Origin of the sequence: Nonomuraea roseoviolacea subsp. carminata (assembly GCF_024172185.1) — a bacterium.
GTDB lineage: Bacteria > Actinomycetota > Actinomycetes > Streptosporangiales > Streptosporangiaceae > Nonomuraea > Nonomuraea roseoviolacea.
In genome coordinates this window covers 9,055,559-9,068,912 of the sequence record NZ_JAMZEC010000001.1, presented here as the reverse complement: position 1 = coordinate 9,068,912, position 13,354 = coordinate 9,055,559, and the positions used below count along the sequence as shown (strand labels likewise).

At 71.9% G+C, this 13,354-nt stretch carries 13 protein-coding genes; 5 read left to right on the top strand and 8 right to left on the bottom strand.

Translation table 11 applies throughout. From position 1 onward, the window contains the following. Window positions 1–6 precede the first annotated feature (6 nt). The 6 genes from HD595_RS42285 to HD595_RS42255 form a co-directional block, all read right to left on the bottom strand. Window positions 7–1,107 carry a hypothetical protein gene (locus HD595_RS42285; protein ID WP_253779628.1) on the bottom strand — a complete coding sequence of 367 codons (1,101 nt, stop codon included), beginning with the start codon at window positions 1,105–1,107 and terminating at the stop codon, window positions 7–9. 281 nt (window positions 1,108–1,388) lie between these two features. After that, complete coding sequence (locus HD595_RS46470) at window positions 1,389–2,612, bottom strand: hypothetical protein (protein ID WP_301309740.1); 1,224 nt, start codon at window positions 2,610–2,612, stop codon at window positions 1,389–1,391. A gap of 59 nt (window positions 2,613–2,671) precedes the next feature. After that, a complete protein-coding gene (locus HD595_RS42270; RefSeq protein WP_253779621.1) occupies window positions 2,672–3,367 on the bottom strand; it encodes a class I SAM-dependent methyltransferase in 696 nt (231 codons plus the stop codon). Between the two features lie 64 nt (window positions 3,368–3,431). After that, a complete protein-coding gene (locus tag HD595_RS42265; protein ID WP_253779618.1) occupies window positions 3,432–4,841 on the bottom strand; it encodes a polysaccharide lyase 6 family protein in 1,410 nt (469 codons plus the stop codon). A 67-nt stretch (window positions 4,842–4,908) separates the two neighbouring features. Beyond that, window positions 4,909–5,721: an AraC family transcriptional regulator gene (locus HD595_RS42260; protein WP_253781458.1), complete on the bottom strand. Its 813-nt coding sequence runs from the start codon at window positions 5,719–5,721 to the stop codon at window positions 4,909–4,911. A 5-nt stretch (window positions 5,722–5,726) separates the two neighbouring features. Next, the gene (locus HD595_RS42255; protein ID WP_253779616.1) at window positions 5,727–6,707 is read right to left on the bottom strand and encodes a hydroxyacid dehydrogenase; all 981 of its coding nucleotides are present in this window, start codon (window positions 6,705–6,707) and stop codon (window positions 5,727–5,729) included. Between the two features lie 153 nt (window positions 6,708–6,860). Here HD595_RS42255 and HD595_RS42250 point away from each other — a divergent pair, with 153 nt between their 5' ends. The 5 genes from HD595_RS42250 (at window position 6,861) to HD595_RS42230 (ending at window position 11,719) form a co-directional block, all read left to right on the top strand. Then, window positions 6,861–8,177: a sugar ABC transporter substrate-binding protein gene (locus HD595_RS42250; RefSeq protein WP_253779613.1), complete on the top strand. Its 1,317-nt coding sequence runs from the start codon at window positions 6,861–6,863 to the stop codon at window positions 8,175–8,177. After that, on the top strand, window positions 8,174–9,112 hold the full coding sequence (locus HD595_RS42245) for a carbohydrate ABC transporter permease (RefSeq protein ID WP_253779611.1): 939 nt from the start codon (window positions 8,174–8,176) through the stop codon (window positions 9,110–9,112). Before HD595_RS42250 ends, HD595_RS42245 begins: the two co-directional genes overlap by 4 nt. Further along, window positions 9,109–9,975 carry a carbohydrate ABC transporter permease gene (locus HD595_RS42240; RefSeq protein ID WP_253779609.1) on the top strand — a complete coding sequence of 289 codons (867 nt, stop codon included), beginning with the start codon at window positions 9,109–9,111 and terminating at the stop codon, window positions 9,973–9,975. Before HD595_RS42245 ends, HD595_RS42240 begins: the two co-directional genes overlap by 4 nt. A gap of 6 nt (window positions 9,976–9,981) precedes the next feature. Then, window positions 9,982–11,196, top strand: a complete 1,215-nt coding sequence (locus HD595_RS42235) for an alpha-L-fucosidase (RefSeq protein ID WP_253779607.1) — start codon at window positions 9,982–9,984, stop codon at window positions 11,194–11,196. A gap of 67 nt (window positions 11,197–11,263) precedes the next feature. After that, a complete protein-coding gene (locus tag HD595_RS42230) occupies window positions 11,264–11,719 on the top strand; it encodes a hypothetical protein (protein WP_253779605.1) in 456 nt (151 codons plus the stop codon). Here the strand turns inward: HD595_RS42230 and HD595_RS42225 are convergent. Further along, entirely contained in the window at window positions 11,677–12,516 is an 840-nt protein-coding gene (locus HD595_RS42225; protein WP_253779603.1) for an ABC transporter permease, read from the bottom strand. The genes HD595_RS42230 and HD595_RS42225 overlap by 43 nt on opposite strands. Then, a complete protein-coding gene (locus HD595_RS42220) occupies window positions 12,513–13,232 on the bottom strand; it encodes an ABC transporter ATP-binding protein (RefSeq protein ID WP_253779600.1) in 720 nt (239 codons plus the stop codon). Before HD595_RS42220 ends, HD595_RS42225 begins: the two co-directional genes overlap by 4 nt. Window positions 13,233–13,354: the final 122 nt, after the last annotated feature.

The following is a 13,354-nucleotide window of genomic DNA, read 5'->3' as shown; positions in this document are numbered from 1 at the left end:
CCGGGGTCACGCGAGGCACTCCCGGCGCAGGCGCTCGGCGTTGCGGAGCAGCCGGGCGATCTCCTCCTGCCCCTCCGCCGGGGCGCGGGTGCCGTCGGCCAGGCCCAGCGCCTCCTCGACCGAGGCCACGCCGCCCAGCTCGTCGCGCACCTGCCGGCCGAGCAGGTCGCACGCGCCCTCCTGCCGGGCCTCGTCACGGCAGAAGAAGCACAGGTCGCACGTGGACAGGCAGTCGGGCGCGTACCGGGCCGTGGTGCGGCGCAGCGCGTCGGCCAGCTCGGCCGCCGGCCGCGTGGGCAGCCCGTCCTCGCCCGGCAGCAGGTCGAACGTCAGCTCCTCGGGCAGCCCCTCCACCAGCCGGTCGAGCCCGGTCATCCGGGAGAGCTGGCGTTCCAGCACGGCGAGCTGGCGGCGCACGTCGACGAGCGTGGCGACGGGCCGGTTGGCGAAGTTCTCGGGGCAGACGAGCACCACGTCGTGGGCGACCCGCAGCGGGTCGTGGCCGAGCTCGCGGAGCATGCGGCGCAGCGCCAGCACGTACACGGCCGCCTGCCGCGCCGCCCCGGCCACCGCCGCCGGGTCGGCCTGGCCGTCGACCACCGCGAACGACTTGATCTCCACGATGTGGAACCGGCCGCCGAGCTGGAACGCCACCACGTCCGGCTCCAGGTACGCGATGTGCCCGGCGATCTCCAGGCCCAGCAGCGGATGGTCGTAGATCGTGCCGGAGTCGTGCTCGTCGCGCGCCGCCCGGTCGAACAGCGCCCGGGTGTGGGCGTGGCGCAGGTGGGCGCCGACGTTCTCGACGTCGTGGTAGGCCACCTCGGCGACCGGCAGCTCCAGCAGCTCGCGCAGCATCCGCAGCAGCTCGGCGCAGCCGTCGGCCTTCACCAGCGCCTCGAACGCGTTCCCGCGCGTGATCGCGAACGGCGACTGGCCGAACGGCGCCGGGAAACCCAGGTGCCGGGCGGTCGCGTCCTTGTCGATGCCCGCGCCGTCCAGCAGCGCCCGCCGCGCGCAGCCCGGGTTGGCGGCGAGCGCGGCGATGGCGCGCGCGTCGTGCGGCTTCGGCGGCGTCGTGCCGCGCAGCGCGTCAAGCCGGTTCATCGGCCGCCTCTCGTCGCGGTGTCGCTCGGGTGGCCGCGCTCGGCGCGGCCGGGTCTCGTGTCGCTGTGGCTCATGTGACTCATAGGGCTGGTGTGATCGTGTGGTCGGTGCTCGGTCGTCGGGGTGCCGGGCCGGGGCTGGGGGCGGGGTGAGTCGCTTCCCAGACGGCCGTCTTCACGGGGCGGGGTCTTCGGGTGGCGGGGCCTTCGGGCGGCGGTTCGTCAGGTAGTGGTCCTTCGGATGGCGGTCCTTCAAGCGGCGGTCCTTCAGATGGCGGTCTGTCAGGTGGCGGGCGGGCCGGTCGCGGCCCGGTCACCGATCGTGCTCAGCGTAGCGGCGCCGAACAGCCGCGCCCGGTCACCGAGCTGGGCGGCGGCGCGTCTGGCCAGCTCGGCGCGGTCGCGCGTGTCGCGCTCGGCGTGCACGGCCAGCTCGGCCCGCGCCGCCTCGATCACCCGGGCCGGGTCGGGCGGCCCGATGTCGAGGTCGGCGCCGCCCGGGATGTTGCGCGCCATCCGCGCGAGCAGCCGCGCGGCCCCGGAGTCCGGCCCGGCGTCCACGCCGTGGCCCGCGACCATCCGCTCGGCCACGGCCACGGCGCAGGCCAGGAAGTGGACACGCGGGCTGAGCGGGCCGACCATCCGCTGCTCCAGCGGCCACGTGCTCACCGCGAGCAGGCCACGGGCGGGGGAGAGGCGGTCGGTCAGGGCGGCGCAGAGGTAGTACGGCCGGCCGTACGGGGAGGAGGTGAACGAGCGCTCCTCGTCGCGCCGCAGGCTGGTGAGCTGGGCGCCGCGCAGCCCGCCGCCGAAGAACGCCTCCCGGACGGCGGCGATCAGCCGCGGCTGGGCCGGCACGCCGAGCAGCGTGAGCGCCTGGTGCGCCTGCTCCCGCACGGTGACGAGCCGCAACCCGTCGCCCCCGCCACGCGCTCGCGCACCCGCTCGGGCCGCCTCACGCCCCCCGCCGTGTGATGCGCCCGGGACCGCGAGGCGACCCGGACCCCTGGATCCCGGACCCCTGGATGGGGCAGCGGGAGCGCCGAAGGGGTCGCGCGGGGAAGCGACGGCGTCGGGGATGTCGGCCGGGGAAACGGGGGCGGCGGGAAAGTCCCGTGGGGAGGCGGGGGCGCCCGAGAGCCGGGGTGGGAACGCGGGAGCGCCTGCGGAGTCGCGTGGCGAAGCGAGGTCACCCGGGAGGCCGGGCGGGGAGGCGGGGGCGTCGCCCGGGTGGGCGGAGGCGCCGTCCGAGTGGGTGGGGGCGCCGTCCGAGGGGGTGGGGGCGTCGCCCGGGTGGGCAGGGGCGTCGTCCGAGGGGGTGGGGGCGTCGCCCGGGACGGCCGGGTCCAGGCCGCCGCTGACCAGGGCGTCCCAGGCGCGTTCGGCGGCGCGGAGATCGGCCCGGAGCCCGCGGGCGGTGGCCGTGTCGCGGGCTCGCATGGCGCGGCGCACCCCGGCGCGCAGCTCGTCGATCCGCCGTTCGAGATCGTCCAGCCGGTCACCCATGGCGCGAGCGTAACAGTAGTTCCAGTATTTCCCAGTAATTTCCCGAAATATCCGCGAATCTACGCTGTAAAGGCGGCCGGTCGGGCCGCCACCCACGTCCGGTCCTCCGTCAGGAACCGCCCCAGGCGCAGCCCCGCCGCCTCCAGGGCCCGCGCCAGGTCCTCGTCCGTCAGCCGCCACGACGTGAACGACTGCGTCCACTCCTTCTCGCCCACCGTGTACCGCATGGTCGCGGCGTAGCGTCCGGGTTCCCGCTCCTCCAGGGCGGCGAGCTCCACCGTGACGCCGTTCTCGGACCTGCCCTGGCCCACCCGCCAGGCGTCCTGCGCCTCCGCCGGCATCCACTGGATGAGCACGTGCCCGTCCGGCGCGACGTGCCGGGCGCACGCCTCCAGCAGGCCGTGCCGGCCGTGCGCGTCGGTGGTCTGCACGAGGTGCGAGGCCAGCAGGACCGTGTCGAAGCGCCGTTCCAGCGCCAGCTCGTCGATGCGGGCCCGCACCGTGCCCGCCCCGCGCACGTGCGCGAGCATCTCCGCCGACTCGTCCACGGCCACGACCTCGTAGCCGCGCTCGACCAGGGGATGGGTCATCCGGCCGGTGCCACAGCCCAGTTCCAGGATCGAGCCGCCCTCGGGGGTCACCGCGGCGACGATCTCCGGCTCGCCGCGGGACGTCTGCATAGCGTAGAACTCCACGGGGGAGCCGTCCGGGGTGATGGGCCCGGACCCGGTGCCGCTGTTCGGGGTGATGGTCATGGTTTCGACCCTAACCACCGGCAGTCCGATCAACGAGACGCTGATCGGACTGCCGGACGAACCATCACGAGAGCGGGTCGGCCTGCCAGGACGGGCCGGTCTGCTCCGTCGTCGGCGGGGCGGGCGGGGTCCGGTCGCGGGAGGGGACGACCACGATGCCCTTGGTGCTGTTGGGCGGGTTGACGTCGAGGGTGCCGCCGTAGACGACGTTCCCGCGGAAGGTGTTCGGCCGGAAGGAGAACTTCGCCAGCGGCGGCGCCGTGTCCTGCACCGAGGTGGTCACGGCCACGCCGCCGTCGGGCCGGTAGCTGAGGTTGCCGGTGAAGGTGTTGCGCTCGGGCAGCAGCACCATCTGGTAGCCGGGCCAGTGGTTCTTGTAGAACCAGCCGATGTGGATGTCGCTCTTGGCGTTGCCGGCGAACACGTTGCCGGTGAACGCGCTGTCCGTCACCTGCCCGTAGTGGAACAGGTAGCCGTGGGGCGTGAGCGGGTTCGGCTGCGGGACGAAGTCCGGCGTCAGGTAGTCGAGCTTGTGGTTCTCGTCGAACAGGTGCTCCCCGCTGGTGACCTTGAGCCCGTAGCCGGAGACGCCCCGCACGTGGTTGCCGCGCACCACGTGGTGGTCGCCGCTGACGCGGATGCCCTCGCTGGCCGGGTAGCGGTCGCCGATGATGGCGTTGCTCTCCACCGTGTTGTAGTTGCCGTAGCGCAGCACCAGGCCGCCGCTGGACTGCCTGATGGTGTTGTTGCGGACCGTGTTGTGGTTCGACTTCAGCGAGATGATCTCGTCGTCGCCGTCGACGTGCTCGAAGAGGTTGTTGTCGATGGTGAAGTACGCGCCCTCCTCGGCGCCCTCCTCCGCCCACTGGCCGTAGCCCCAGATGCGCAGCGCCTCCATGCCGTTGCGGTGGAGGTTGGGGACGTCGGCGAAGCGCGTGTGGTCGACCCGGTTGTAGGTGGCTGCCGGGCCCCGGTCGTTGCCGACCAGCGGCTCCTGGTGGGCCTTGCCCTTGAGCAGGCTGTGGTCGAACCGGTTGTGGCCGCCCTTGAAGAAGACCCAGTAGTACGGCGTCGCCGGGTCGCCGGGGTTGAAGTCGACCACGGCCGTGTCGGTGACCCTGCCGCGGTCGCTGTTGAAGGAGATGACCGAGCCCGCGCCGTCGGGCGCCTGGCCGGAGGTGAAGGTCAGGCCGCTCACGGTCAGATCGGGGCTGTTGAGCGACAGCGCCGACCTGCCGGTGAGCAGCACCTTGCCGGGCGTCTGCGCCCTGAGCGTGAGGGGTCCTGGGGCGCGCAGGTCGATGACGGTGTCCGGCCAGGCGCCGTCGGCCATGACGATGGTGTCCGCCGTCCCGATCGCCGCGTTCAGCTCGGCCTGGTTCGAGACGAGCCGTTCGCCGCCCGCCGAGGCGAGAGCGGGCGCGGCGGGCGGCAGCAGGAGCGCCGCCGCGGCAAGGGCTGCCAATCGCTTCATACCCGCAACGTAGGGAAAGCGTATTCCGTTGGGCATGGGCAAAACTCGGGCACTCCTGGGACGATCCTCAGGACGGCCGGTGCAGGGCCCGGTACTGCGTGGGAGTCAGCGACGTCACCTGGCGGAAGACCCGTGACAGGTAGGCGGCGTCCCAGCCCACCGCCCCCGCGATCTCCTCGATCCGCTGCTCGGTGTGGATCAGCGCCTGCTTGACCCGTTCGACCCGCAGTTGCCGGATGTACTGGTTGGGGGAGACCCCGAAGAGCTGGGCGAAGTAGGTGATGAAGTAGGTCGGGTTGTAGTGGAAGACCTCCGCCAGCCGCCCGACCGTCAGCACCTCGGCCAGGTGCGCGTCGATGTACTCCAGGATCCGCCCGGGCCCCTGGTCGAGCGGCCGCAGCGAGCCCAGCGGCGCGTGGTCCACCAGGTACGCCGTCAGCTCCATGAGCACCGCCCGCTGCCGCAGCGGCCCCGTCACCTGCCTCGCGCCCCTGCCCGCCGCCAGCAGCCTGGTGAACATCTCCCGCACGACCCGCGGGTCCTCCACCTCCACGACCCGGGGGAGCGCGACCAGCGAGGCGAGCTCGCGCCCGGCCACGGTGGCGGTGAAGTTCGCCCAGTACTTGCGCAGCGGGCGCTCCTTCGAGCTGGAGAAGGCCAGCGCGGACCCGGCGGGCAGGAAGTAGAGCTGGCCGGGCCGCGGCAGGTACTCCGCCCCGTCCAGGGTGATCGACCCCTCGCCGTCGAGGATGAGGTAGATCCGGTTGTAGCCGTCGGTCCGCGCCTTCCTCCCCCAGTCGGCGGGGACGGGATCGGCGTGCCCCGCCATGAGCAGGTCGAGGTCGACCCGCCGCAGGTGCTCCCTGAGTGCCGGGTCCATCGCGGTCACGCCCGCAGGCCGGCCAGCGCCGGGTCCACCGCGTGCCGCAGCGGCTCGCCCGCGGCCAGGCGGGCGACCTCGTCCAGCACCAGCTCGCCCATCCTGCCCCGTTCGGCGCCCATCGCCCCGGCCAGGTGCGGGGTCAGGACCGCGTTGGGCAGGCCGTACAGCGGGGATCCCGGCTCCGGCGGCTCGGGCCAGGTGACGTCGAGGACCGCGGTGAGGTCGGGCCGCCCGCGCAGGACCTCGACCACGGACGGCTCGTCGAGGACGGCCCCGCGGGCGGTGTTGATCAGCGTCGCGCCGGCGCGCAGCCGCGCCACCAGCCGGCCGCCGACCAGGCCCGTGGTCTCCGGCAGCAGCGGGGCGTGCACGCTGACGACCTCGCAGGTCTCGAACAGCTCGGCCAGCGGGAGGAGCGGGACGCCCAGCCCGGCGGGGGCGTGCGGGTCGTGCGCGACCACCTCCAGGTCGAAGGCGCGCAGGTGGGAGGCGACCAGGCGGCCGATCTCGCCCAGGCCGAGCAGCCCCACCCGCGACCGGTAGGCCCCGGCCACGCGCACCTCGTCCGGGTAGCGGCCCAGCTCCTTGACCTCGCGGGAGATCCGGTGGAACTGCTTGAGCGCCAGCAGGATCTGGGCCAGCGTGAACTGCGCCACCGGGATCGCGTTGGCCGAGGCGGCCGAGACGATCGGGATGCCCAGCGCCCAGAAGTCCGGCGTGGTCAGCGGGCGCACCGAGCCCGCCGCCACGAGCACCGCGCGCAGGCGCGGAGCGTGGGCCAGCAGCCCGGCGTCGAGCACCGGCGCGCCCCAGCCGGACAGCAGGATCTCCACCTCCGACAGCACATGGGGATCGGCGGCCAGCCGCTCGCGCGTCATCGCGGGAGCCTGCCATTCGACCAGGTCGGCCAGCTTCTCCATGACGTGCGGGGGGTAGACGTCGGCCCGCCTGCGCTCCTCCATCACCAGCAGCGCTTTGATCATCTTTCCTCTTTTCATCGGATGCCTGGGGAGGCATAGTGCCGTACGGCGGCACAACTTTCTCACTGATGGTTTATTCATCGGAGCATTGACGGCGAGCGTCACCACCGTTACCTTCCGGGAAATCGCTTGCCAAGGAGAGGAAGTCGTCCACATATGCGAACCGCCTCCACGATGCTGACATGTCTGGTGGTCCTGACGGCCTGTTCGTCAGGCGCCGCCGGGACCCGTGTCGCTCAGGACGCCAAGGCCCCGCTCGAGCTCTGGACCAGGACCACGCCGGGCGGGCCCGGCGAGCAGGGCACGCTCAAGCTGGCCGCCGCGTTCGAGAAGGCGACCGGCTACAAGGTCAAGGTGACCGCGATCTTCGACGACTTCGAGACGAAGATGCAGCAGCGGGCCGCCCAGAAGGACCTGCCCGACATCGTCATGAACGACGTCGCGCAGCTCGGAACGATGCAGGGCCAGGGCCTGCTCCGCGAGATCGACCTCACCAAGCTCGCCGGCGCCAAGGACCTGTCCGAGCGCGCCCTCGCCTCCGGCAAGGGCGTGGACGGCAAGCAGTACGGCGTGCCGTACTCCGCGCAGGCCACGGCGCTGCTGATCCGCAAGGACTGGCGGGAGAAGCTGGGGTTGAAGCCGCCGCGGAGCTGGGCGGACCTGGCGGCCCTGGCCAAGGCGTTCACCGAGAAGGACCCCGACGGCAACGGCCGCGACGACACCTACGGGCTGGCCGCGCCGTTGTCGACCAAGCGCGGCTACGCCTCCTGGTACTTCTCCAACTTCCTCTGGGCGGGCGGCGGTGACTTCGTCGCCGGCGCGGGCGGCGGCACGTTCAGGCCCGCCATGTCCACCCCCGAGTCGGTCGCGGCCACGCAGTGGTTCCGCGACCTGGCGTGCAAGGACAAGGTCATCCAGCCCGGCGCCGTCACCATGGACACCCCGCCGACGAACGAGACCTTCGAGTCCGGCAAGAGCGGCATGTACGTCGTCGGCCCCTACCTGATGCCCCGCTACGACAAGTCGCTCGGCAAGGACAAGTACGAGGTCGTGCCCATGCCCCAGGGCGCCAAGAACGCCGACGTGCTGGCCGAGGGCGGCGCGATCTACCTGATGGCCGGCTCGCCCAACAACGCGGGCCAGGACGCCTTCGCCTCCTACGCCGTCTCCGCCGAGGGCCAGAAGATCGGCATGGAGGGTGACACCGCCTACATCGTGCAACTGCCCGTCAACAAGACCGTCGACATCACCCAGGTCCGCCCCGACCCCAGGTGGAAGACCTACGCCGAGATCTACCAGAGCTCGGGCCACTACCCGCCGTCGATCCCCAACTGGACCCCCGTACGGCAGGCCGCCGCCGACACCCTCAACGCCCTGGTCGCCGACTGCGGCCTGGACCTGACGGCCGAACTGCGGAAGCTGGACACCAAGCTCGCCGAGATCCTGGCCGAGCAGGGCGTCGCCGCGTCATGACGGCGGTGGAGGTCGAACCGGCCGCTCCGGCCAGGCAGGAGCGCGTGAACCGGCGGGGCGGTCGGGGCGGGCGGAGCGGGTCGTGGGTCGTTCCGTGGCTGTTCCTGGCCCCCGCGCTCATCCTGTTCCTGTACTTCAAGTTCATCCCCATGGGCAACGCCCTGGTGATGTCCTTCCAGAACGTGCAGCCCTTCCTCGGCAACCAGTGGGTGGGCCAGGACAACTACGTCAAGGTCGTCACCTCCGACGGCTTCCAGCAGGCCGCCTGGCACACCGTCCTGCTCGCGGTGTGCCAGACGGCCGGCTCGATGGTGCTCGGGCTGGTGCTCGCGCTGCTGATGGAGGGGCGCAGCCGCGGGCTGAGCTTCATCAGGTCGGCGGCGTTCCTGCCGGTCGTGGTGCCGATGGCGGTCATCGCCGAGCTGTGGCGGATCATGTACCACCCGACCGGCGACGGCATGCTGAACTCCCTGCTCGGCCTGGTCGGGCTCGGACCGTCGGGCTTCATCAACGACCCGCACACCTCGATGGCCTCGGTCATCGTCACCGGGATCTGGCGGGGCGCGCCGTACGACATGATGATCTTCCTGGCCGGGCTGGCCGGGGTGAACAGGGACCTGTACGAGGCCGCGTTCGTCGACGGCGCGTCCCGGTGGCGGCGGCTGCTGCACGTGACGCTGCCGGGGCTGCGCTCGGTGTTCTCGATCCTGTTCATCCTGGCGGCCATCCGCGGCCTGCGTGTCTTCACCGAGGTCTACCTGCTGACCAACGGCGGGCCGAACGGCTCGACCGAGGTGGTCATGACCTTGATCACCAAGCTGGGCCTGGAGCAGAACCGGCTGGGCGTGGCCTCCGCGGGCGCGGTGCTGCTGTTCCTGGCCACGCTGCTGCTGACCGTCGTCGTGTCCGTCCTCAGACGGAGGGAGAGGGAATGAGCGCGGCCAGCGAGACCGCACTCGGGCTCAAGGAGAGCAGGTCGCCGCAGGCGCGGCTGCTCAGAGCCGTCGTCCACGCGATCGTCCTGGTGGTGTTCGCCGGGCCGCTGCTGGCGCTGCTCGTCAGCGCCTTCAACCACGTCTCCGATCCGACGCAGCTCAGCGTCGTGCCCTCCAGCCCGACGCTGGACAACTTCGCGGTCGCCGTCGACCACGGGGTGCTGAAGTACCTGCTGAACTCCTTCTTCGTGGTCGGGTTCGGGCTGCTGCTGCAGGTGGTCGTCTCGACGCTGGCCTCCTACGCGCTGGCCCGCAAGCGCTTCCCGTTCATGACGATCGTGTTCGTGGCGATCCTGGCCACGCTCATGCTGCCGGAGGAGATCCTCGCGATCCCGCTGTCGCTGATCCTGTCCGACCTGCCGGTGCTGCACATCAACCTGATCGGCACGCTGGCCGGGATCATCGTGCCGGTGGGCGCGTGGGCGTTCTCCATCCTGGTCATGACGGAGTTCATGCGGGACGTGCCGCGCGAGCTGGAGGAGGCGGCGCGGATCGACGGCGCGGGAGAGCTGCGGATCTTCGCCCAGATCATCCTGCCGATGTGCCGTCCGGCGCTGGGCGTCATCGGGGTGTTCGGGTTCACCATGATCTGGGACCAGTACCTGCTGCCGATGCTGGTGGCCGGCGACTCCTCGACCTACACGCTGCCGCTGGCCCTGCGCACGCTGCGGATCGACCCGATGGTCACGCCCGGTGTGGTGATGGCGGCCTCGCTGCTGGCGCTGCTGCCGTCGGTGATCGTGTTCCTGTTCTTCCAGCGCTCGTTCGTGCACGGATTGTCGTCCGGCGCCCTCAAGGGATGATGGCTCATGAACTGGTTCGTCAATGATCGTTTCGGCATGTTCGTGCATTGGGGTCCGTACTCGCTGGCGGCCCGGCACGAGTGGGTGAAGACGCGCGAGAAACTGACCGACGCCCAATACCAGCCCTATGTCGACCATTTCTCGCCGGACCTGTACGACCCCGCCGCGTGGGCGCGGACCGCGAAAGCGGCGGGCATGCGCTACGCCGTGCTGACCACCAAGCACCACGACGGATTCTGCCTGTGGGACAGCGAGCTGACGGACTACAAGGCCCGCCGTGACCTGGTCGAACCGTTCGTCGCGGCGTGCCGCGCCGAGGGGTTGAGGGTCGGTTTCTACCATTCGCTGATCGACTGGCACCACCCGGAATTCCCCGTGGACGGAACCCATCCCCTCCGTGACGCCCGCCCTCCCGGCGAACGCGACATCGCGGTGTACCGGCGATACCTGCACGGCCAGGTCAGGGAACTCCTGACGCGTTATGGGACGATCGACTATCTCTTCTTCGACTTCTCCTACGCCGGCCGGAGCGAATGGTGGGGCGGAAAGGGCCCCGAGGACTGGGGCTCGAAGGAACTGCTGGCGATGGTGCGCGACCTGCAACCTGACATCCTCGTCAACGACCGCCTCGGCATTCCCGGCGACTTCGTCACCCCCGAGCAGTACCAGCCCTCCGCGCCCATGCCCGGCCTGTGGGAGGCCTGCCAGACGCTGAACGGAAGCTGGGGCTACGACCGCGACAACCTCGACTACAAGAGCGCCGACCTGCTGGTGAGGATGCTGGTCGACGGGGTGTCCAAGGGCGGCAACCTGCTGCTCAACGTCGGTCCTGACGGGCGCGGGCGCATCGACCCGCACGCCACCGCGTTGCTGGCCGAGATCGGCGGCTGGATGGAGCTGCACGAGCGCTCCGTCCGCGGATGCGGCCCGGCCGAGTACGCCGCTCCCGCCGACTGCCGCTACACCCGCCGCGGTGACCGGCTCTACCTGCACCTGTTCAGCTGGCCGCTGCGCCACGTGCACCTGCCGGGGCTGGCGGGCAAGGTGCGCTACGCGCAGTTGCTCAACGACGCCTCGGAGATCAGGTTCGTCAGGACCGACCCGGACCAGGAGGCCCAGAACACCCGGATGGGCGGCCAGGAGCCGGGAACGCTCACGCTGGAGCTGCCGGTGCGCCGCCCCGACGTCCTGGTGCCCGTCGTCGAGCTCTTCCTGATGTGATCGGGACCAACCGCCACGAACCGCCGAACGGCTTCGCGCCGGGGCCCCGGCGCGCGACCATGGTGACGTGCCGCTGCGTCGAGTGATCGGGACCGTGGCGGGGCTGGCCGCCCTGCCGGTCGTGTACTACCTGACCGAGGCGGGGGCCCGCGCCCTGCGCGACGCCTACACGTCGTTCGCCCCGGGGCCCGCCGGGCTCGGGCTGCTCGCCGCCGTGGCGGCGCTCGCCGCGCTGCTGCGCGGGCTGTCGCGCCCGGCGGCGCTCGCCTGCGGGGCGCCGCTGGCCGCCGTGGGGGCGCTGTTCGCGCTGCGGCTGGACCTCGCGGTGGAGCTGGCCGGGCGGCTGCCCCGCCTCCTGCCGCCCGCGGGCGAGCCGCCGGGCGCCCTGGCGGGGGCGACGGGCCTGTACGCGCTGCTCGGCCTCCTCCTGGTGGCCTCCGCCGTCCCCCTGCGCCGTCCCGGCGGCGGGCGGCCGGTGGATCAGTCGCCGAAGCGGGACAGTTTGCCGTGCCGGCGGGCGTAGCCGAGCGCCCACGCGTACAGCCCCAGCGTGAGCCCCAGGTAGACGACGTCGAGCGCGCCCGCCCACGCCAGCCGGTCCCAGGGCACGGCCCCGCCCGCCATCACCGTGCGCATCCCCTCGAAGACGTGCGAGGCGGGCAGGAACCACGACACCGCCTGGAGCGGCGCGGGCAGCACCGACACCGGGTAGAAGATGCCGGCCAGCGGCTGCACCACGAACACCAGCGACCACGCGATGACCTGCGCGTTCTCGCCGAAGCGGAGCACGGCGGCGATGCCGACCAGCCCGAGCGACCAGCCGAGCAGGAGCAGCACCCCCATGAACGGCACCAGCCCCACCCCGAGGCTCGTCACCCCGAACCCGTAGAGCGCGTAGGCCAGCCCGGCCATCACCGCGACCGCGAAGACCACCTTGCCCAGCGAGAACAGCACCAGCCCGACGAGGTACTCGGTGCTGGACAGCGGGCTGACCTGCACGTTGAGCAGGTTGCGCGACCAGATGTCCTCAAGGAAGGCGATGGAGATCTCGTTGCTGGCCTTCTGCAGCACCTGCCAGAGCAGCACCGCGCCGAGCAGGAACGCCACCACGAACGGCACCCGCTGCGTCCGCAGGAACAGCGTGACGAACCCCCACAGCAGCAGCTCGACCGTCGGCCAGAAGAGGATCTCGAAGATGCGGATCGGGCTGCGGCGCAGCGCGGCGAAGTCGCGCCGCACCACGCCGAGGACGCGGCTGCGCCGGGCGGCGAAGCTCAGCGGCGCCAGGGTCATGTCATGAGGGAGGGGGAGTGACGTCATCCGCGTGCCACCTTCAGGAACACCTCTTCCAGGTCCTCGGCCCCGTAGTGGCCGGCCAGCTCGGCGGCGCTGCCGGCGGCCACGATCCGGCCCTCGGCCATGAAGTGGACGCGGTCGCACATCCGCTCGACCTCGCGCATGTTGTGGGAGGTGATGAGCATCGCGGCGCCGCTCTCGCGGGCCACCCGCGACAGCAGGCCGCGGATCCGGTCGCCCGCGTAGGGGTCGAGGTTGGCCGTCGGCTCGTCGAGGACGAGCAGCCGGGGCGCGTTGACCAGCGCCTTGGCGAGCTGGACGCGGGTGCGCTGCCCCGACGACAGGTCCATCAGCCGCCGCCGGCGCAGCGGCCCGAGCTCCAGCAGCTCGATCATCTCGGCCACCCGCTCCTTCGGCCGGCGCACGGCGTAGAAGCGGGCGAAGACGTCGATGACCTCCTGCACCAGCAGCGGCCCGGGCAGGTCGACGTAGCTGGCGGCGAAGTTGACCCGGCTCAGCGCCTCGACGCGGTGCCGGGCCAGCTCCATGCCGAACAGGGTGATCGTGCCCGCGTCGGGCGTGATGAGCCCGAGCAGCATGTGCAGGGTGGTGGACTTGCCCGCGCCGTTGGGGCCGAGCAGCGCGGCCACCTCGCCCTCGGCCACGGTGATGCTCACGTCGTGGACGGCCGTCACCGGCCCGAACCGCTTCGCCAGGCGCGTCGCCTCCAGGATGGCCACCGCTCCAGCCTGCGGTCCGTGCGCGGGCGTGCGCAACGGGTTTTCCCCGGCCCCGGGAGCCAGGCTTCGGGTACGTGAGAGGCCCGCCTCCACGGGGGGAGACGGGCCTCTTGGGCGGGAGG

What these genes read in the sequence shown, in the direction of transcription:
- HD595_RS42285 (WP_253779628.1), bottom strand. Translation starts at nt 1,107, where the DNA reads ATGAACCGGCTTGACGCGCTGCGCGGCACGACGCCGCCGAAGCCGCAC.
- HD595_RS46470 (WP_301309740.1), bottom strand. Translation starts at nt 2,612, where the DNA reads ATGGGTGACCGGCTGGACGATCTCGAACGGCGGATCGACGAGCTGCGC.
- HD595_RS42270 (WP_253779621.1), bottom strand. Translation starts at nt 3,367, where the DNA reads ATGACCATCACCCCGAACAGCGGCACCGGGTCCGGGCCCATCACCCCG.
- HD595_RS42265 (WP_253779618.1), bottom strand. Translation starts at nt 4,841, where the DNA reads ATGAAGCGATTGGCAGCCCTTGCCGCGGCGGCGCTCCTGCTGCCGCCC.
- HD595_RS42260 (WP_253781458.1), bottom strand. Translation starts at nt 5,721, where the DNA reads ATGGACCCGGCACTCAGGGAGCACCTGCGGCGGGTCGACCTCGACCTG.
- HD595_RS42255 (WP_253779616.1), bottom strand. Translation starts at nt 6,707, where the DNA reads ATGATCAAAGCGCTGCTGGTGATGGAGGAGCGCAGGCGGGCCGACGTC.
- HD595_RS42250 (WP_253779613.1), top strand. Translation starts at nt 6,861, where the DNA reads ATGCGAACCGCCTCCACGATGCTGACATGTCTGGTGGTCCTGACGGCC.
- HD595_RS42245 (WP_253779611.1), top strand. Translation starts at nt 8,174, where the DNA reads ATGACGGCGGTGGAGGTCGAACCGGCCGCTCCGGCCAGGCAGGAGCGC.
- HD595_RS42240 (WP_253779609.1), top strand. Translation starts at nt 9,109, where the DNA reads ATGAGCGCGGCCAGCGAGACCGCACTCGGGCTCAAGGAGAGCAGGTCG.
- HD595_RS42235 (WP_253779607.1), top strand. Translation starts at nt 9,982, where the DNA reads ATGAACTGGTTCGTCAATGATCGTTTCGGCATGTTCGTGCATTGGGGT.
- HD595_RS42225 (WP_253779603.1), bottom strand. Translation starts at nt 12,516, where the DNA reads ATGACGTCACTCCCCCTCCCTCATGACATGACCCTGGCGCCGCTGAGC.